The sequence below is a fragment of the Brevibacillus brevis genome (assembly GCF_001039275.2).
Lineage (GTDB): Bacteria > Bacillota > Bacilli > Brevibacillales > Brevibacillaceae > Brevibacillus > Brevibacillus brevis_C.
Window position 1 is genome coordinate 2,432,867 of the sequence record NZ_CP030117.1, and the last position, 18,491, is coordinate 2,451,357.

The 18,491-nt window shown below is 48.7% G+C and carries 24 protein-coding genes; 21 read left to right on the forward strand and 3 right to left on the reverse strand.

The features are described from left to right. Positions 1-23: 23 nt before the first annotated feature. A complete protein-coding gene (locus tag AB432_RS12310) occupies positions 24-740 on the reverse strand; it encodes a 2-phosphosulfolactate phosphatase (protein ID WP_048032526.1) in 717 nt (238 codons plus the stop codon). Beyond that, entirely contained in the window at positions 731-1,552 is an 822-nt protein-coding gene (locus AB432_RS12315; protein ID WP_048032527.1) for a phosphosulfolactate synthase, read from the reverse strand. Before AB432_RS12315 ends, AB432_RS12310 begins: the two co-directional genes overlap by 10 nt. Positions 1,553-1,701: 149 nt before the next feature. Here AB432_RS12315 and AB432_RS12320 point away from each other — a divergent pair, with 149 nt between their 5' ends. From AB432_RS12320 to AB432_RS12420, 21 genes are all read left to right on the forward strand, one after another. Next, a complete protein-coding gene (locus AB432_RS12320; RefSeq protein ID WP_007725730.1) occupies positions 1,702-1,965 on the forward strand; it encodes a YqhV family protein in 264 nt (87 codons plus the stop codon). A 78-nt stretch (positions 1,966-2,043) separates the two neighbouring features. Beyond that, on the forward strand, positions 2,044-2,523 hold the full coding sequence (locus AB432_RS12325) for a CD1247 N-terminal domain-containing protein (RefSeq protein WP_048032528.1): 480 nt from the start codon (positions 2,044-2,046) through the stop codon (positions 2,521-2,523). A gap of 139 nt (positions 2,524-2,662) precedes the next feature. Next, positions 2,663-3,625, forward strand: coding sequence for a stage III sporulation protein AA (gene spoIIIAA / locus AB432_RS12330; RefSeq protein WP_048032529.1), 963 nt, complete (start codon positions 2,663-2,665; stop codon positions 3,623-3,625). Next, positions 3,613-4,131 carry a stage III sporulation protein SpoIIIAB gene (gene spoIIIAB / locus AB432_RS12335; protein WP_048032530.1) on the forward strand — a complete coding sequence of 173 codons (519 nt, stop codon included), beginning with the start codon at positions 3,613-3,615 and terminating at the stop codon, positions 4,129-4,131. Before spoIIIAA ends, spoIIIAB begins: the two co-directional genes overlap by 13 nt. Before the next feature lie 16 nt (positions 4,132-4,147). Continuing rightward, positions 4,148-4,351 carry a stage III sporulation protein AC gene (gene spoIIIAC, locus AB432_RS12340; RefSeq protein ID WP_007725726.1) on the forward strand — a complete coding sequence of 68 codons (204 nt, stop codon included), beginning with the start codon at positions 4,148-4,150 and terminating at the stop codon, positions 4,349-4,351. Positions 4,352-4,364: 13 nt separating this feature from the next. Next, the gene (gene spoIIIAD, locus AB432_RS12345) at positions 4,365-4,754 is read left to right on the forward strand and encodes a stage III sporulation protein AD (RefSeq protein WP_016739903.1); all 390 of its coding nucleotides are present in this window, start codon (positions 4,365-4,367) and stop codon (positions 4,752-4,754) included. Positions 4,755-4,770: 16 nt separating this feature from the next. After that, positions 4,771-5,967, forward strand: a complete 1,197-nt coding sequence (spoIIIAE, locus tag AB432_RS12350) for a stage III sporulation protein AE (protein ID WP_048032531.1) — start codon at positions 4,771-4,773, stop codon at positions 5,965-5,967. 8 nt (positions 5,968-5,975) lie between these two features. Further along, positions 5,976-6,653: a stage III sporulation protein AF gene (gene spoIIIAF / locus AB432_RS12355; protein ID WP_048032532.1), complete on the forward strand. Its 678-nt coding sequence runs from the start codon at positions 5,976-5,978 to the stop codon at positions 6,651-6,653. 40 nt (positions 6,654-6,693) lie between these two features. Beyond that, positions 6,694-7,389, forward strand: coding sequence for a stage III sporulation protein AG (gene spoIIIAG / locus AB432_RS12360; protein ID WP_053079659.1), 696 nt, complete (start codon positions 6,694-6,696; stop codon positions 7,387-7,389). 13 nt (positions 7,390-7,402) lie between these two features. After that, entirely contained in the window at positions 7,403-8,077 is a 675-nt protein-coding gene (locus tag AB432_RS12365) for a SpoIIIAH-like family protein (RefSeq protein ID WP_048032533.1), read from the forward strand. Positions 8,078-8,285: 208 nt separating this feature from the next. Continuing rightward, positions 8,286-8,786, forward strand: a complete 501-nt coding sequence (gene accB / locus AB432_RS12370) for an acetyl-CoA carboxylase biotin carboxyl carrier protein (RefSeq protein ID WP_048035785.1) — start codon at positions 8,286-8,288, stop codon at positions 8,784-8,786. A 16-nt stretch (positions 8,787-8,802) separates the two neighbouring features. Continuing rightward, positions 8,803-10,158, forward strand: a complete 1,356-nt coding sequence (gene accC / locus AB432_RS12375; protein WP_048032534.1) for an acetyl-CoA carboxylase biotin carboxylase subunit — start codon at positions 8,803-8,805, stop codon at positions 10,156-10,158. 68 nt (positions 10,159-10,226) lie between these two features. Further along, entirely contained in the window at positions 10,227-10,643 is a 417-nt protein-coding gene (locus AB432_RS12380; protein WP_007725712.1) for an Asp23/Gls24 family envelope stress response protein, read from the forward strand. A 153-nt stretch (positions 10,644-10,796) separates the two neighbouring features. Further along, positions 10,797-11,354: an alkaline shock response membrane anchor protein AmaP gene (gene amaP, locus AB432_RS12385; protein WP_048035786.1), complete on the forward strand. Its 558-nt coding sequence runs from the start codon at positions 10,797-10,799 to the stop codon at positions 11,352-11,354. A 12-nt stretch (positions 11,355-11,366) separates the two neighbouring features. Then, positions 11,367-11,579, forward strand: a complete 213-nt coding sequence (locus tag AB432_RS12390; RefSeq protein WP_048032535.1) for a DUF2273 domain-containing protein — start codon at positions 11,367-11,369, stop codon at positions 11,577-11,579. A 46-nt stretch (positions 11,580-11,625) separates the two neighbouring features. Beyond that, positions 11,626-12,030: a transcription antitermination factor NusB gene (gene nusB / locus AB432_RS12395; RefSeq protein WP_048032536.1), complete on the forward strand. Its 405-nt coding sequence runs from the start codon at positions 11,626-11,628 to the stop codon at positions 12,028-12,030. 18 nt (positions 12,031-12,048) lie between these two features. Then, positions 12,049-13,011 (forward strand): tRNA (adenosine(37)-N6)-threonylcarbamoyltransferase complex transferase subunit TsaD, encoded by a 963-nt coding sequence (locus AB432_RS12400; RefSeq protein WP_048032537.1) that lies wholly within the window; start codon positions 12,049-12,051, stop codon positions 13,009-13,011. Positions 13,012-13,100: 89 nt separating this feature from the next. Further along, complete coding sequence (folD, locus tag AB432_RS12405) at positions 13,101-13,955, forward strand: bifunctional methylenetetrahydrofolate dehydrogenase/methenyltetrahydrofolate cyclohydrolase FolD (RefSeq protein WP_048032538.1); 855 nt, start codon at positions 13,101-13,103, stop codon at positions 13,953-13,955. A 113-nt stretch (positions 13,956-14,068) separates the two neighbouring features. Beyond that, entirely contained in the window at positions 14,069-15,451 is a 1,383-nt protein-coding gene (gene xseA, locus AB432_RS12410; protein WP_048032539.1) for an exodeoxyribonuclease VII large subunit, read from the forward strand. Next, positions 15,420-15,674, forward strand: coding sequence for an exodeoxyribonuclease VII small subunit (gene xseB, locus AB432_RS12415; protein WP_048032540.1), 255 nt, complete (start codon positions 15,420-15,422; stop codon positions 15,672-15,674). The genes xseA and xseB overlap by 32 nt, the downstream gene beginning before the upstream one ends. Continuing rightward, positions 15,671-16,573: a polyprenyl synthetase family protein gene (locus AB432_RS12420; RefSeq protein WP_048032541.1), complete on the forward strand. Its 903-nt coding sequence runs from the start codon at positions 15,671-15,673 to the stop codon at positions 16,571-16,573. The genes xseB and AB432_RS12420 overlap by 4 nt, the downstream gene beginning before the upstream one ends. Positions 16,574-16,625: 52 nt before the next feature. On the opposite strand, the gene AB432_RS12425 is transcribed toward AB432_RS12420, so the two are convergent. Further along, on the reverse strand, positions 16,626-18,320 hold the full coding sequence (locus tag AB432_RS12425; RefSeq protein WP_048032542.1) for a M3 family oligoendopeptidase: 1,695 nt from the start codon (positions 18,318-18,320) through the stop codon (positions 16,626-16,628). Between the last annotated feature and the right edge of the window lie 171 nt (positions 18,321-18,491).

The window sequence follows — 18,491 nt, forward strand, 5'->3', positions numbered from 1 at the left end:
CCTGTCCCTGTTCTCCTTTCACATTATGAGACAAGGTGTGGGAGTATGCGTTTCTCCTTGATATAGGGAACGATTTGATACTGATCGACTTGAGCACAGTACCGTATATCGCTTGCCAGATGATGCTGGACGAGCCTTTTTCCTGTTGTTGTGTGGGGTAATAGCTCGCTCAGTTTTCCTGCGTAGTAAAGGTAGCTCGCTTTTAGGACTTCACCCAAATCACAAATTTGGATGCTCGGTAACGATTGTTGTGCCTGGGCAATCATCAAGCCAGCAGCCAGACCGTCTTCCAGAGCGAATTCCGACCGGGTACCTGCACAGTACAGTGTAATATCGAGATGATACGAAAGAGCGTGCCGCATGCATGCAGTGGCATTCAAGAAGCAGCCAATCAAGAGAGCAGAGGCACGTTCTGCTTTTTGGATCGCGCGTGTCCCGTTCGTCGTGGTGAGAATAAGCTGGCTTCCCGTTTTCCCCAGAGCTGCAATTTCGGTTGGTGAGTTGTTGCAGTCGAATTCCGGGATTTTCTTACAGTGACGTTCACCAGCCAAAACACAGTCGCCCGTGCGGAGGGAGTTCGCTTGCCCAATTGTTTCGACCGGGATGACGCTACGAAATCCATTGCCTAATGCGGTGACAATCGTACTGGAGGCACGAAGCACATCGATGACAACGACAACATGATTGCTGATCTGTTCAAAACGAATTTCTTCCACGGTCGGCACCACTTCTATTCGCACGGATAAAACCTCCCTCTGTCCATGAGTAGGGCTGTATCGCCGCGCAATCCTCGTCGTAGCGTCTCCACAGAGAATACATCCGTATAGGCAATATTTCCGAGATTAACGTCGCTGCCAATGGCTTTGATGAAGCAGACCTGTTGATCTTTTTGTGGGGCTTCCCAGATCAAGCGGGAGGCTTTTTCTTTGGCCGCCGCGACAATGTCTAAGACGAAGGAATCGTCAATATTGCCGTCCCCGTCACAAACGCCGACGGTCCCACTCTCTCTCGCTTCCACAATAACGTGACTGGCACCATTGTGCAGGTCGAAGCTAAGCGTCTCCAGTAATTCTTCTCGACAAGTGCGATAATCGGCAGCTTTTTTCCCGACTTCCGTGTAGACCACCAGATCATTGTCTAACGCGTAATTGATGGCTTCCTGACGTTGTGCGAAGGATAAAGGGAACGTTCCATCGGATATTTCGACCGCCGTAAAACCGAGGGAGCGAATCAGCTTCATATAATCGGCAATCGTATTATGACGGATGGCAATTTCAAAAAAAGTTCCTCCTGGCATGATTTGTACGCCATTTTGTTTTGCTAGGGTCAATTTTTGGTTGAGTAATTCGAGGGGATACAGAGCGATGGTGCCAAAACCGAGTTTGTATAGATCGATATAGGGAGCAGCCAGCGCTAACAAGTCGGAATAAGCGGTAAGTCCAAGGCCTTTGTCAATGACCATGGTTAAGCCCTTCGCCCGGGGCTTCTCTCGGATTTGCCCGGACGGGTTTGCCCAGCTGTCAGGCAAAAACGATTGATCACACTCTACCATCGGCAAGTTCCTCATTTCTTCTAGGCGTATGGTTCAGTGTATGCCCAGTGGAGGAGAGGAGTGAGGGCAAAAGCCTATAGAGGTTATGCAAAAAGTGCTGAAATGATGTGGTACAGGCATAGAGTGAAAGGAGGGGAGGACGAGACGGTATGTTGGAAAAAGCAATTATGGGTATGGCGGCGCTTAGGGTCTTCTCAGGCAGTATCGAGATCATTGCAGCTTTGCTCATTTTGAAAGTGAACCAGGTCGAAAAAGCACTGCTCATTAATTCGGGTCTTGCGATTGTCGGGCCAATCATTTTGATCACCACTACGACAATCGGTTTATTGGGCATGTCGGATCGGGTTAGCTTTGCCAAAATTGCCTGGATTCTGGTGGGGATCTCCTGCATCTTGATTGGCGTCCGCAAGTAGTTAACCATTTCCTTCCATTGGTAAATGCAAGCACGATGGGGAACGATATGTGGAGAGATTGGATGGGAGGGAATGTGGATGCCAGAATCATTGGCGAATCGAATCGCATACTTGCAAGGGCTAGCAGATGGGTTGGAAGTGGGGGAGAAGAGCCCCGAAGGAAAAATTATGGTAGAGATGATTGAGATTCTAAATGAGGTGCAGGGTCAGCTACGAGAGCTTCACGCGCGAGTGGAAGAGACAGAGGATTATGTGGAGGCCTTGGATGAAGATTTAGAGGACATTGAGCTCTACCTTTTTGAAGATGATGATGACTTGTACGAAACCGTTGTCGATTGTGAGGATGATGACGACGAGTACGCGGCTTTCTACGATTTGGATGATGATGAAGATGCCCAACTGTTTGAAGGACAAGTAGATCCCCATCTCGATACAACCTATGAGTTCGCATGCCCTAGCTGCCAGAAAGAAATCTATCTGCACGAGGGCAAAGATGAGGAAGGTTTCAGACACTATATAATAGAGCCGGTGGATAACAAGAAAACGGATAATTGCTGATCCCAATAGGAAAAGCTTGCACTCGCGTCTAGCACGAGAGCAAGCTATTTTTTTTGCATAAATCTCGTCCACCTCTGCATAGGATGGAGGTAAGTCAAAGTGGACAGAGGCAGAATGCGCTGCAAAAGGAGGGTACCTGATGAATGAGATCTTGACGATATTGCCAGTAACTTTACGCACGATTTTGACGGCCCTTCCTATCGCGGTAAGAGAGAATCTGGAAGAGATTCGGCTTCGGCAAAACCAGCCGCTAGAAGTCCGGTTTGGCCAACAATCTAGCTATGTGACACGGTCGGGGCAAATCACCTCGATCTCCGCGCAAGGTTGGCAATTTTCAGCAGAAGAGGCTGCAAAGCTCTTAAACCAGGTCAGCCAGCATTCTCTCTATGCCTTGGAAGAAGAGTTGAAAAGGGGTTACATCACGGTGGTTGGCGGTCATCGTATTGGCATTGCGGGGAAAGTGGTGCTGGACAAAGGTGAAGTGAAGGGAATCAGAGATGTGACCAGCTTCAACATCCGGATTGCCCGCGAGAAAAAAGGCGCGGCCAGGAAGGTCATGCCGTATTTGTTTGAGGATGGAAAATTGCAAAACACACTGCTCATCTCCCCACCCCAGTGCGGGAAGACAACCTTGTTGCGTGATATGGCGCGAACCATCAGCTACGGAAGCGAGTGGTCTTCAAGTCGCAAGGTAGGAATTGTGGACGAGCGTTCTGAGTTGGCGGGATGCTTGCAAGGAGTTCCTCAACGAGACGTCGGTCCGCGAACGGATGTGCTGGACGCTTGCCCAAAAGCAGTAGGGATGATGATGTTGATTCGCTCCATGTCTCCTGATGTGCTGATTGTGGACGAGGTGGGAAGAGCGGAGGATGGCGACGCAGTCTGGGAAGCGATTCATGCAGGTGTAGCCGTCATTTGCTCGGCGCATGGAGCGAGCGTCAAGGAGGTAGCTGAACGCCCCATGCTAGGCAAGCTGATTCGATATGGAGCTTTTTCCCGCTATATCGTACTCAGCCGGGCACAAGGTGTCGGAAGTATCCAGGCCATCTACGATCAAAGCATGAACCTGGTTGAAAGGGAGAAGGCTGCATGGTCAAGCTGATGGGAGCCGTACTCATCCTGTTTTCGGCGTCGATGGTTGGTTGGCAGATCGGTAAGTATTATGCGAATCGTCCTGTTCAGCTCCGGGCTCTGCTCGTAGCTCTGCAAATGCTCGAAACGGAAATCGTGTTCGGGATGACCCCATTACAGCGGGCGTTTGTGAAGGTGGGTCATCGCGTGTCCGAAGAGGTAGGGAAAGTATTTATTCTGGCGGCTGAATTCTTGCAGACAGAAAAGGTGCACTCGGCTGAGGAAGCCTTGCAACAAGCCATGAATAGACTCTGGACCCAAACCGCCTTGCGCAAACAAGAGCGAGAGGTGCTTGAGAGTCTAGGTCAGGTACTTGGATCATCCGATCGGGAAGACCAGCAAAAGCATTTGCGCCTAGCTGTAACCCACCTGCGAGGGCTGGAAGAGGAGGCTCGTGCAGAACAGGAAAAGTACGAAAAAATGTACAAGAGTTTGGGCTTTTTAGGTGGACTCTTGGTCGTCATCCTGATGTTCTAAAGGCGAGGTGTTCACAGTGGATTTTGATTTGACACCTGTTTTCCAGATAGGAGCAGTTGGGTTCATAACAGCCATCCTGCATACAGTCCTGAAGCAGGCGGGCAAGGAAGATATTGCGCATTGGGCAACTCTGGTCGGATTCATCATTGTCCTGTACATGGTGTCCCATTACATCGGTGATCTGTTCTCCGAGGTAAAACGCGTCTTCCTGTTCAACTGAGGAGGGGCTCCAGATGGAGATTGTACAAATTGTCGGACTAGGACTGGTGGCTACAATTCTCGCGCTAGTCATTAAGGAACAGAAGCCGATGTTCGCCTTTTTGCTGGCGATCGCGAGCGGAGTCATCATCTTTTACTTTCTCGTCGGAAAAATAGCAGATGTCATTCGGATTTTGGAAAGATTGGCGGTTCAAGCAGATTTGAATCTTGTGTTTCTGGAAACGATTCTAAAAATCATCGGAATTGCCTACATTGCTGAATTCGGTGCACAGATGACCCGAGATGCTGGACAAGGTGCGATTGCTTCGAAAATCGAGCTCGCTGGAAAAGTCCTCATACTGGTTATGGCTGTACCGATCATCCAAATCATTATCGAAACAGTGATCGATTTGTTGCCGGCATAAGGGAGGTGGGATGTCCATGGCACACACTTGCAAGCTGATCCTGTTCTTGTTCCTGCTTCTTGCCTTGTTTCCAGTTGCCGTGTCTGCTGCTATGACACCCTCTGTTGCACCCGCAGCCGGTCCGATCAATCAAATCGTGCAGCAACAGGTCGATCACTTGCAGCTAGACCGAGTCGAACAGTATTGGCATCAATTGCAGCGCGATTATAAAGGGTACTTGCCCGACTTGAAATCGGAAGGCTTTATCCAAATCCTCATGCAGCAAGGTGACTTCAGTATTTCAGGCGTCCTGCAAGGTATGGGCAAATTCATCTTTCATGAGATTTTGATGAATGGCAAGCTGCTCAGCTCCATCATTATCATTACAGTCTTCGCGATGATTCTCGAAACGATGCAGAACGCCTTTGAACGCAATGCGGTATCGACAGTGGCGTACTCGATTACTTATCTCGTCTTGATGGTACTTGCGATCAACAGCTTTCATGTCGCCATTACCTATGCAAAAGATGCAATTGCGAACATGTCTGATTTCATGCTGGCCATGATCCCGCTCGTCATCGCGCTGCTCGCTTCGGTAGGCAATCTGGCATCCGCCACGATGTTTCACCCGCTGATTATTTTCATGATCAACACCAGTGGCATGATGATCTCTTACGTCGTGTTTCCGCTACTGTTTCTTTCTGCGATGCTCTCTATCGTCAGCCTGTTTTCAGAGAGGTACAAAGTCACACAGTTAGCGACCTTGCTTCGCAATATTGCAATGGGTGTCCTTGGCTCATTTCTGACGATCTTTCTCGCTATCATTTCCATACAGGGAGCGACTTCAGCCGTTGCGGACGGGGTCACGCTCCGAACAGCGAAATACATCACGGGCAATTTCATCCCGATAGTAGGTCGTGTGTTCTCCGATGCGGCAGATACCGTACTCAATGCCTCGCTACTGGTCAAAAATGCCGTGGGCTTGGCAGGAGTTTTAATCCTGATCATGCTATGCGCGTTTCCGGCTTTGAAGATACTGGTACTGGCTCTGATCTACAATCTGTCATCTGCCGTACTCCAACCGCTTGGAAACAGCCCAATCATCAGTGCGTTAGGTACGATTGGGAAAAGCCTTTTGTTTGTCTTCGCTGCTTTGGCAACGGTTGGCTTGATGTTCTTTCTGGCGATTACGATCATTATTGCGGCGGGCAACATCTCCATGATGGTTCGGTAGGTGATGAGATGACGTGGTTAACACTGTGGTTGAAAAAAATTATCCTGCTCGTCCTTTTGGCTGCCTTCCTCGATCTGATCCTGCCCAATACGACACTGCAACGCTACGTAAAAATGGTGATGGGCTTGATTCTCTTGCTGACGATCATTTCCCCTGTGTTCAGTCTGTTCAGCCTCTCGCAGGAAGATTTGGCCTTTCGTTTGGATCGCTACCAACAAGAGCTGAACAAGCCTGCCTCGGCAGAGTGGAAACGCATCACCGACAAGCTGCTCGGTCAACAAAACCAACAAATGACTGCTTACGTCCAGTCACAGGTAGCGTCCTCGGTAAAAGCCAGTGTCAAAGAGCAGTACGGCGTAACAGTCGAAGATGTCACGATTACCGTCAATCAGCAAAATCCGGAACAGCCAACCCTTGAGCGAATCGAGTTGGTAGTCGGTGACGCGAAGAAGGAAGAGCAAAAAGGGCAGAGCACGATTGAACCGATTAAACCTGTCCAGCCTGTTGAGATTACGATTGGCGACCCCATTGAAGTACAACCTGATCCCAAATCAGATATTGCAGCAACTGCTCAACATGACAACCCACTTTACGCGCAAATCACTAACGATGTCGCTAAAGAGTGGGGGCTTCCGAAGAGTCAGGTCGTCATCAAAGACGAATCGAGAGAAAGAGAGAAACAGTAGCGGATACAGTCAGTGAAGCGAGGTGAAAACAATGAACCAAATGAACCAATTGTGGGAAAAGCTGAAAAATCTGTTCATGAAGCAACAAGGCGAGAAGATGCAGGAAGAAAAGAAAATCGTAGTGGGGAGCAAAGGCAAAAGCCAAAAACTAAAGCCGCTGCATTATTTCATCGTCATATTGGGAATAGGCGTAGCCATCATGATTTTGACGGATTTCCTCAGAGTGGAAAAAGATCAGCCACTCGGATTTGGAGATATAGGGAATGAGGCGCCAGGTCCTCCTGGAGGCGATTCAACTTCCCAGGTGCTAGGAGGATCACCGACTACTGATATCATTGCCGAATATGAAAACATTTACGAGACGCAGCTTCGCGATATCCTCGCTTCTGTTGTGGGCGTCGGTGAAGTAGAGGTCATGGTCAATCTGGAATCAACACCAGAGCTGGTTGTGGAAAAAAACCGCAACATTCGTTCCTCAACCAATCAGGAAATGGACAAAGAAAAGGCAACCCGCAATCAAAATGACCAGTCACGAGATGAGCAGGTCGTCATCGTGCAAGGTGGCAAGCAAGATGCCCCCGTTATTGTGAAGACGCTGAAGCCGAAAGTCCGCGGGGTCCTGGTAGTGGCTAAAGGGGCCGATAACATCCAGGTTAAAGCGTGGATCACTGAAGCCGTTCAAAAGGTTTTGGATGTTCCCGCTTATAAAATATCCATTTTGCCCAAAAAAGGGTAGGAGGTAATGGCGAATGATTCTGCGAAAGCAAACGGTATGGTTGTTGACAATGCTTGCTGTCATGGTTGTGCTCTCCGGCTATTACTTGGTGAAGGGGCCGCAAGAACAAGTCCCAACATCAGGACAAGAGCAAGCCGTCCAGAAACAAGAGCAAATTTCCGGCGTGGTGGTTGAATCCAAGCAAGTAGATCACGCCCCACAAGCAACTCCTGTCGATCAAGCTCCAAAGGCAACTCCGGTAGACGAGAAAACGGGCACGAAGGAAGCCAAAACTCCTGCTGCACCAGAAGCGAAGCCAGCGGCAACAAACACGGTCGTTCCAGTAGCAGAAACGGCGAGTGAAATCTTCCAAGGCTACAAAATGAAACGCGAAGCCATGCTGCAGCAACAAAAAGACGAACAGCTCGCAATCGTAAACAGCACGGATTCCTCTCCGCAGGCAGTAGCAGAAGCGATGGCTAAGTTTGAAGAACTGTCCAACATGGAAAGTGCTACGATGACTGCAGAAGAAATGCTCAAGGCGAGTGGCTATCAGGATGCGGTCGTTACTGTCCAAAATGAAAAGGCGACAGTCATTGTACAAAAAGATAAATTGAGCGCAAACGAGGTCGTGGAAATCATTGCAAACGTGAAGCAGCACTTGAATATCCCGGCGACTAACATTAACGTACAATACAAGTCATCCTAATAAAAGCTGCGGTACATTCTCGTTATAAGGGATAGGAGAAACGGGCATGATGGTAAGGATTTTCTCGCTTCTGTTGGAAAAGAAGCGGGGAAATCCTTTCTTGACGTGGTATAGGCAACAGGCTACCATGGATTTATGGTTTGCCAAAAGGATACATAATGGACTCCACGAACCTCTATTGAAAGAAAAGAAGGAGTGCTTGTTCGTAATGAAAATGCATGAAATCCGCGAAATCATTAAGTTAATTGATCAATCATCCATTCAAGAATTTAACTTGGAAACAGAAGGTGCCAAGGTGTCTCTGAAAAAATCCAATGGTACAGAAACGATTGTCGTCACGCAACCAGCGGTTCAAGCTCCTGTTGCAGCACCAGTAGCACATATCCCGGCTCAGCCAGTTGTTGCGGCAGCGCCAGTCGTAGCAGAAGCTCCGAAAGCAGCAGCCGTACAAGCTTCGGATGACGCAAATCTCCACAAGATTGTATCTCCAATGGTAGGGACTTTCTATAGCGCACCAGAACCAGGAAAGCCGCCTTACGTACAAGCTGGTGACAAAGTAAATGCGAGCAAAGTTGTTTGCATCGTGGAAGCTATGAAGCTCTTTAACGAAATCGAAGCAGAAGTAAGCGGCGAGATCGTGAAAGTTCTCGTAGAAGACGGTCAATTGGTTGAGTATGGCCAAGCATTGTTTTTGGTGAAGCCAGAATAAGGTGGGGGAGAGCGGAATGTTTCAAAAAGTATTGATTGCCAATCGCGGGGAGATTGCCGTGCGTATTATCCGGGCATGCCGCGAGCTGGGCATTCGTACGGTCGCCGTCTACTCCGAAGCGGATCGTGAAGCGCTTCATGTGAAGCTGGCCGACGAAGCCTACTGTATTGGTCCAAAGGCATCCAAGGAAAGCTATTTGAATATAGCAAACATCATGAGTGTAGCGACCAAGGTCGGGGCAGACGCTATCCATCCTGGATATGGCTTCTTGGCAGAAAACGCCGACTTTGCCGAGATTTGTACCGCCTGCAACATTACCTTTATTGGTCCAGACCCAGAAGCCATCGTGAAGATGGGGGACAAGTCCACAGCGAAGGATACGATGAAAACGGCAGGTGTACCTACTGTACCAGGTACGGAAGGACTGATCGAAGATGTGGCGGACGCTGTAGTCACCGCAAACGAGATTGGCTATCCTGTCATGGTCAAAGCGACAGCGGGTGGCGGCGGACGCGGAATGCGCGTAGCCGTTGACGACGAAGATTTGGAAAAAGCGATCCGTCAGGCGCAAAACGAGGCGAAAACGGCTTTTGGCAATCCAGGGGTTTACTTGGAGAAGTTCGTAGAAGGCCCGCGCCATGTGGAAATTCAAATCATGGCAGACAAGCATGGCAATGCCGTATACCTGGGTGAGCGCGATTGCTCCATCCAACGTCGACACCAAAAGCTGATCGAGGAAGCGCCATCTCCTGCATTGAGTGAAGAACTGCGCCGACAAATGGGTGAAGCTGCTGTTGCGGCGGCAAAAGCCGTTTCCTATCACGGTGCGGGCACTGTCGAGTTTTTGCTGGACAAACACGGAAAGTTCTACTTCATGGAAATGAATACGCGTATTCAGGTAGAGCATCCTGTAACCGAGCTGGTGACTGGCTTTGACCTGATCAAGGAGCAACTGACTGTAGCGGCAGGCGAACCATTGTCCTTTACGCAAGAGGATATCCAAATGGATGGCTGGGCTATTGAATGCCGCATTAATGCGGAGAATCCTGCGAAAAACTTCATGCCTTCGCCAGGTCGTATCACGGAATATTTGGCGCCAGGCGGCTTTGGTGTGCGCGTAGACAGTGCAGCGTATGCGGGATATTCCATTCCGCCATATTACGACTCTATGATCGCAAAGCTGATTGTGTGGGGCAAGGATCGTAACGAAGCGATTGACCGTATGAAGCGGGCCTTGAGTGAATTTGTCGTCGAGGGTATTACGACAACGATTCCATTCCATTTGAAGGTATTGGATCACGAAGTATTTGTCAGCGGTAATTTCGATACGAAATTCTTGGAAACCTACGACTTGAACCTGGATGAAGAGTAAGTAGGCTGATTTGTAAAAATACAGTGTGCTTGGTATAATGAATTACAAATTAGAGGGAGGTGCGAAGCATGGAAGAGTTTACTCCAGATTTAGATAGAACAGAACTTGGTAAGGTCCAGATCGCTCCCGAAGTATTGGAAGTGATCGCCGGCATGGCTGCGTCCGAAGTAGAAGGTGTGGCGCAAATGAGCGGCGGTTTCGTAGGTGAAATAGCTGAACGTTTAGGCCGTAAAAATATAGCACGTGGTGTGCGTGTAGAAGTTGGCTCCCGCGAAGCAGCGGTGGATGTTTCGATTATTGTCAAATACGGACATCGCATCCCGGAGGTCGCTCGAAATATTCAAGATAGTGTACGCAATACGATTGAGAGCATGACAGGTCTTTCGGTAGTTGAAGTAAACGTACATATCGTAGATGTTGAGTTGAAAGCTGAAGAAAAAGCACCGGCACCAGTACCGGTTGAAGAACACCAGCGCGTGCGCTAACAAGCAGCGGATGGATGCCCCCTACGAACAGGGGGCATTTTCCTCATTTGAAAACGTGATTTTGTTTAGGCTTTCAGCGTAAATTCATGGAGTTTTCCGGAGCGTGCCGTGTTTGTCTCCTTTTTTCAAACATGGCTGAAAGGAGAGGTGCTTGTGAACTTGTTTGACCGCTTTATCTTGACGATTTATAGCTTTGCGCTCATTGTTTTGTCCTGCATCGCGATAGCAGCGACCAGCGGATTGATCCCTCAAGAATTTTTCCGACCATATGTGGATCAGATGCTGACGGGTACGAACATCACCTATCTCATTGTCGCGATCATTTTCCTCGTAGTCAGCCTTCGCTTCTTTTTCAGTTCTTTCCGCTCTAACAAGCCTAAAGTAGAACGGGGAATCCGTCAGCGCAGTGATTTGGGTGAGGTCAACATTACGATTCAGACGATCCAGACCATTGCAGAGCGTGCAGCCCGCCGAGTGAAAGGAGTGCGCGATATGAAAACGACAGTCAAAGCACTCGAGAGCGGCAATATTATCACCCTGCGTGTTTCGGTAGATGGAGAAACGCCATTACCTGAGCTGACACAGAAGCTACAGGCTGACGTGAAGGAGCAAGTCGAGGGAATTGCTGGTGTTGTCATTTCCGAGGTGGCGATTGTCGTGACGGAAGTAGCTCAGCAGGAAAACTACGCGGCTCGTAAACGGGTGGAATAGAAGGTGAAGTCCATGGTGTGGGAGTTATTGTGGGAACACAAGGGGAAGCTAATGGGGATTTTGGCCGGACTTTTTTTCGGTATCATCTACCTTCTCGTCGGATTTTGGGATACACTGGTTTTTGTTGTGTTTGTCGGGACTGGATATTATATCGGTAGAAAGCTCGACCATAAAGAAGACCTGCGTGAGATACTCGATAAGATCTTGCCAGGCAAGTTTCGGTAACAAATGTTTTGGGGCAAAAGCTCATTTTAATTAGTAGGTGAATGGAATGAAACGAAGAACAGCACGAGAAAAAGTAGTCCAATGTCTTTTCCAAATTGATATGGCAGAGGTTCCGCTAACGGATGCGGTTGCCCTCGTCATGGAGGAATCCGAGGAAAATGCACAGTATTTGCGTTATCTCCTCGATGGTGTATTGAAAAACTTGACTGAGATTGATGCGGAAATTAAGAAGTTTTTGCGTGGATGGCAATTGGAACGCATCGCCAATGTAGATCGCGCTATTCTTCGTCTGGCATTTTACGAGATCATGTTCGAGCAAGACACTCCTGACAAAGTCGTAATGAACGAAGCGATTGAGATTGCTAAGCTCTTTAGCGACGAGCAGTCCCACCGATACATTAACGGTGTGTTGTCGAGCTTCTTGCAATCGCGTGAAACCAAGCAGGCGTAATAGGTAGGAGATACAAGCATGAGTAAGGTAATGTTGGGAATCGACACGAGCAATTACCGGACATCACTGTGCTTGGCTGAGGAAGACGGCCGAATTGTGGCAGAAGCAAAACGCCTTCTGAAAGTAAAGGAGGGCAAGCGCGGACTGCAACAATCCGAAGCCGTCTTTCAGCATGTGATGAACCTGCCGGAATTAAGTGAAGAGATGAAGTGGAAGGATTACGAGATTGCAGCGATTTGCGTGAGCGAGAAGCCGCGTCCGCAAGACGGATCGTATATGCCTGTATTTAAGGTAGGAGAGGGCTTGGCGAAATCGTTGGCGACTTATTTGCGGGTTCCCCTTCACTTGACGACTCATCAAGAGGGACATATAGCGGCGGGGGAATATACCGCTGAGGTGCGTCCGACAGAGGATCGCTTTTTGGCTGTGCATTTGTCTGGAGGCACCAGCGAGTTGTTGTTGTGCGAGCGCCATGCAGCCGGTTATACCATTGAGAAAATCGGTGGGACGATCGATCTGCACGCTGGGCAACTAGTCGATCGGATTGGTGTGGCACTCGGTCTGTCCTTTCCTGCCGGTCCCGCGTTGGAGCAGTTAGCCAAGGACTCAACAGGTACGTTTCGGATTTCTTCGGCAGTTGAAGGGCTTTCCTTTAGTTTTTCTGGTCCAGAAGCATCGCTTTTGCGTGAGGTGGAAAAGGGGAGTACGAGCCCTGCTGAGATTGCACGGGCGACAGAGCAATGTATTGCCAATACACTAGAAAAGTCCTTACGCCATGCAGTAGAGCAAGGCTACCCAAAGGACATCTTGATTGTTGGAGGAGTAGCTGCTAATTATTACATTCGTGAGCGGCTAATCAAACGTCTGGAACACCCTGCTGTGAAGGCGAAGCTGTACTTCTGTGACCCCGTTTACTCCGGTGATAATGCCTATGGAGTCGCTATGCTGGGGTGGATGAAGCAAAAGACGAACATTAAATAAATGCGAACTTTTTATAATTCGGCTTTACAGCTGAGGGGGAAATCGGTACACTTAACGTATCATACGTTGATAAAGGAGGCATTTTCTCAATGGCTGCAACCATTCTCCAGGGAAAAGAAGTAGCACAGAGTATTCGGGCCGAATTGGCGAACGAAGTAGCTGAATTGAAAAAGCAAGGGATCGTACCAGGATTAACCGTTGTTATTGTGGGAGACGACCCGGCTTCTCACTCCTATGTGCGTGGTAAAGCAAAAGGCTGCGAGGAAGTCGGTATTTCATCCGAGATCATCATGAAGGACGCTGACATCACAGAGGAAGAGTTGTTGGTTATCATTCAACAGTTGAACGAAAATCCGAACGTTAATGGGATTTTGGTTCAGCTTCCTCTTCCTGCTCATATTTCAGAACATGCGGTAATCGAAGCCATTGCTCCTGAAAAAGATGTGGACGGCTTCCATCCGATTAGCGTAGGAAACATGGTATTGGGAAATGATACGATGCTCCCTTGCACGCCGCACGGAATTATTGAATTGATCAAGCGCACAGGAACCCCAATGGCAGGCAAACATGCCGTGGTGATCGGACGCAGCAACATCGTCGGGAAGCCGGTCTCATTGCTACTGCAACAGGAAAATGCTACGGTAACCATGTGTCATTCTCGCACGCAAAATCTCGAGGAATTCACGCAAAAGGCAGACATCCTCGTCGTTGCAACTGGTAGGGCTCATATGATCGGCAAGGAGTATGTCAAACCGGGCGCTGTCGTCATTGACGTTGGTGTGAACCGCATCGAAACGGGTAAGCTGGTTGGAGATGTCAAGTTCGACGAGGTCAAAGAAGTGGCTAGCTTTTTAACCCCGGTTCCAGGCGGTGTTGGCCCGATGACGATTACCATGCTGTTGAAAAATACCGTTGCGGCAGCGAAAAAGCAAGCAAAACAATAGAAGAAAATCGGCAATTTATTATAGAATGGATAAGGCATAAGCTTTATCCATTCTTTTGCATAGTCCTTGTTACATGCACGGCAAAGCCAAGTTGTTTGTAAAGGAGGGGCCGCATGGCATTACAAGATATCTTATCTGTCAGTGATCTCAATCGTTATATTAAGCTGGTGCTGGAAAAGGAACCCTACCTACAAGATATATGGGTGAGAGGAGAAATCTCCAATTTTACCCACCATTCCAGTGGTCATATGTATTTCACGCTAAAGGACAAGCAGTCACGCATCAAAGTCGTCATGTTTGCAAGTCATAACCGCTTCCTGCGTTTCTTGCCCAAAGATGGAGCAAAAGCGATTGTACGCGGGTCTATTTCTGCATACGAACGAGATGGCGCGTATCAGTTGTACGCCAAAGAGATGCAGCCAGATGGTCTCGGCTCGCTTTATTTAGCATTCGAGCAGCTAAAAGAAAAATTGGCTCAAGAAGGACTGTTTGCAGCAGAGAGGAAGCGGTTGCTCCCGCGTTTTCCCAAACGTGTCGGTGTCGTCACTTCTCCCACAGGAGCAGCCATCCGAGATATTTGCACGACGATTCGCAGACGGTATCCGCAAGCAGAGATCGTACTTTCACCAGCCGTTGTCCAAGGTGCGGATGCACCTGCATCGATTGTCTCCGCTATTCGCATTATGAACGATCAGCCTGACATTGATGTTCTCATTGTAGGGCGCGGTGGAGGTTCCATTGAGGAGCTGTGGGCGTTTAATGATGAAAACGTAGCGAGGGCAATAGCTGCATCACTCATCCCTGTCATCTCCGCTGTTGGGCACGAGACGGATGTGACGATCGCCGATTTCGTAGCAGATGTCCGGGCAGCTACGCCGACAGCCGCAGCTGAATTAGCTGTACCGCATTATTTGGAATGGGTCGAGAGAGTGCGGCAGCTCGAAATACGGATGCATCGAGCAGTGCGTGGGACCATGACTGAGCAGAGAAACCGTTTGACACGCTTGAGCAATTCGTATGCGATGCGCCAACCGGAGCGGAGGCTGGAGGAAGCCGCAGAACGATTGGATCGGGCACATTTGCGAATGCGTCAATCCATGAAGCATTTGCTGGAAAGAAGACGCGAGCGCTATACGCGATTAGACGAACAAATCAAGCGCTATCGCCTCGCCGATCAAATCGGGGATAAAAGAAAAAATCTGTCTAAACTCCGTGCCACCTTGGACGAACGAATGCTGGGGCGTCTCAACCAAAAAAGAATGGCATTCGCAGCTCGCATAGCTACGTTGGAAGCATTGAGTCCGCTGAAGGTCATGCAACGTGGATTCTCACTCGTATACACCAATGACAGGCTCGTAAAATCAGTGGAACAGTTTGCTCCTGGCGACGAGATCATGGTACGATTAAGTGATGGCAGTGCGACTGCGCGTGTGGAAAAAGTGAACCGGGAGGAGGAGAAGAAGAGTGGCTCGCAAGAAAACAGAACAAGAGACTGATATGCAGTTTGAAGACGCAATGAAGCGTCTGGAAGAAGTCGTCAATCGACTCGAGGAAGGAGATATTCCCCTCGAAGAAGCGATTACGTTATATCAGGAAGGGGTAACTCTTTCCAGAATTTGTGGTCAAAAGCTGGATGCAATCGAAGCGAAGATTACCCAGTTGGTAGAAGAAGACGGACAGGTAAAGCAGAAGGCTTTTCGCGTGGAAGGAGAATCATGATCGGCGTGCATACATTCGAGAGTTATTTGGTGGAAAAGACCGCCTATATAGAACAAAGACTCCTGCCAGCCCTTGAGCAGCAAGGAGTTCCGGAAAACTTGTACGAATCCATGAAGTATTCGCTCATGGCAGGCGGAAAAAGGTTGCGTCCCATGCTGGTGTTGGCGGTCCTCGAAGCACTGGACAAGCCGCTTGAACGGGGTGTGGCATTTGCGGCTGCCTTGGAAATGATACATACGTACTCCTTGATTCACGATGACCTCCCTGCGATGGACGACGATGATCTTCGTCGCGGAAAACCGACCAATCACAAAGTATTCGGTGAAGCAACAGCCATTCTCGCAGGAGATGCCTTGCTGACGAGAGCGTTCGCATACATTGCAGAAGCTTACATGGATCGAGCGGATGTTTCAGCGGCTACTACGGTGAAACTGATTGCGGAGCTAGGAAAACGTGCGGGAGCAACTGGCATGGTCGGCGGACAGATGGCTGATATCGAAGGGGAGAGCAAGCGCCTTAACCTGGATCAGCTCGAATTTATCCATCGTCACAAAACGGGTGATCTCTTGATCGCAGCCTTGCGCGGGGGAGGCTACCTCGCAGAAGCATCCGAAGGACAAATGGAAGCATTGACACGTTATGGTGTTTGCATTGGTCTTGCTTTTCAAATTCAGGATGACATCTTGAATGTGGAAGGGGATGCCCAAGAGCTAGGGAAAGCAGTTGGCAGTGATGCGGATCGGGAAAAGGCGACGTACCCATCGCTTCTTGGTCTAGCCGAATCGAAGGCGCGTCTTGACGAATTGATTGCGGAGGCAAAAGCAGCGCTTGCCGATGCGGGAATCGAGAATTCTGCACTCAGCCCTTTGGCCGACTATGTACGTGATCGCAATAAATAAGTGAAAGCTGGCAACCCATACGGGAAATGCCAGCTTTTTTGTATACTACATATTACAATCTTTTATCGTCAATGCTGTTTAAAAATTGCTCAATCTCGCCAATCACCGATGGTATACAGTCTTCCTCAAATGGTGAATACAGCTTCGCCACTTGTACCAGCTCGAGGAACGATTTGCTTCCGCCTTCGCGGCAAAGCGTCAAATAATCCTCCCAAGCTTGCTTCGGCTCAGATTGAGACCTTTTCCAAAATTGGAACGCGCAAATCTGGGCCAGTGTGTAGTCGATGTAATAGAAGGGGCTTTGAAAAATATGCGTTTGCTGCTGCCAGAACCCGCCCTCCTCCAGATACTCATTCTGTGCGTAATTGCGATGCGGGAGATACTTGCGCTCAATTTGACGCCATGCACGTTTACGCTCTGCCGGGGTCATATCTGGGTTCTCGTAGACAACATGCTGGAACTCATCAACAGACACGCCGTACGGAATGAACAGGAGTCCGCTGCTCAGATGAGAGAATTTGTATTTGTCGGTATCTTCCTTGAAAAAATGCTCCATCCATGGCCACGTCAAAAACTCCATGCTCATCGAATGTATTTCACACGCCTCGTAGGTTGGGAAATGATATTCAGGAACTTCAAAATCTCTACTTACATACACCTGAAACGCATGTCCTGCCTCGTGCGTTAGTACGTCGATATCACCAGAGGTACCGTTAAAATTCGCAAAAATAAATGGGAGCCTATACTGGCTGATGTATTCACAGTAGCCGCCTGTAGCCTTTCCTTTTTTGCTCAATAAATCTAAACAGTCATTGTCCAGCATGAAGTTGTAAAATTCGTCTGTTTCAGGTGACAACTCGGCATACATCTTTTTCCCGTTTTCCACAATCCACTCTGGCGGGCCTTTCGGGCTTGGATTTCCTGTAGCGAAATCAAAGGAAAGATCGTAATACTCAAGTGTATCGACACCAATGCGTTGGCGCTGACGTTCGACCAGCTTTGACGCTACTGGAACGATGTGCTCCAGCACTTGTTGGCGGAAACTGGCTACCATTTCTGCGTTGTAATCAGAACGGTTCATACGTGCATAGCCTAGCTCCACAAAGCTATTGAAGCCGAGTTTTTTGGCAATGCGTGTGCGTACCTTGACGAGAGTATCGTAAATGCGATCAAATTCATCCGTATGTTGCTGCATATACGCATACTTCGCTTCATTGGCACGTTTGCGCATGTCTCTATCTTTCGCAATTGTAAAAGGAACCATCTCTGAAAGGTTACGCTCTTCTCCTTCAAACATGATCTTGGCAGAAGCTTTCAGTGCGACATATTGACTGGCCAAACGGTTTTCTTCCTGCAAATCAGTGATAACTTCCGGAGAAAATGTACGGAGTGTGCTCTCCGCGATGCGAAACAGCTGTGCGCCCCATTTTTCTTCCAGGTCAGCGCGGAAGGGAGAATCGACGATCGCCTGATAGTAGCGGGAAACGATTCCGGTATACAAAGGCGTTGCTTCATCCCAATAGTCCTGCTCTGCTTTGTAGAAGGGATCTTCTGTATTGATCGTGTGGCGGATTTGTGCGACATTCCGCGCAGATTCCACTTCTTGTCGCAGTTTGTTCAATTGAGCCATGATCGTATCTTGCTCGGAGAAGCTTGTAGCCTGTTGAAACGCTTCCAATAATTGCGTGAATTGTCCTTCAACTTTATCCATTTCCATGCGCTCATACTGAATTTGTGAGAACTTCACGGACGTCCACCTCTTTTGTTCGGAGTATGTATTCAAAATCATCTTACCAGAAAATGCAAGATATCGCCCTCATATTCGTCTATGTTGATGAAAAGTGGTGTTTTTATTAAGAAACCGTTATAATGAATCAAGCTGAAAATAAGCGGAATCGGCTATAGCAATAAGGAAAGC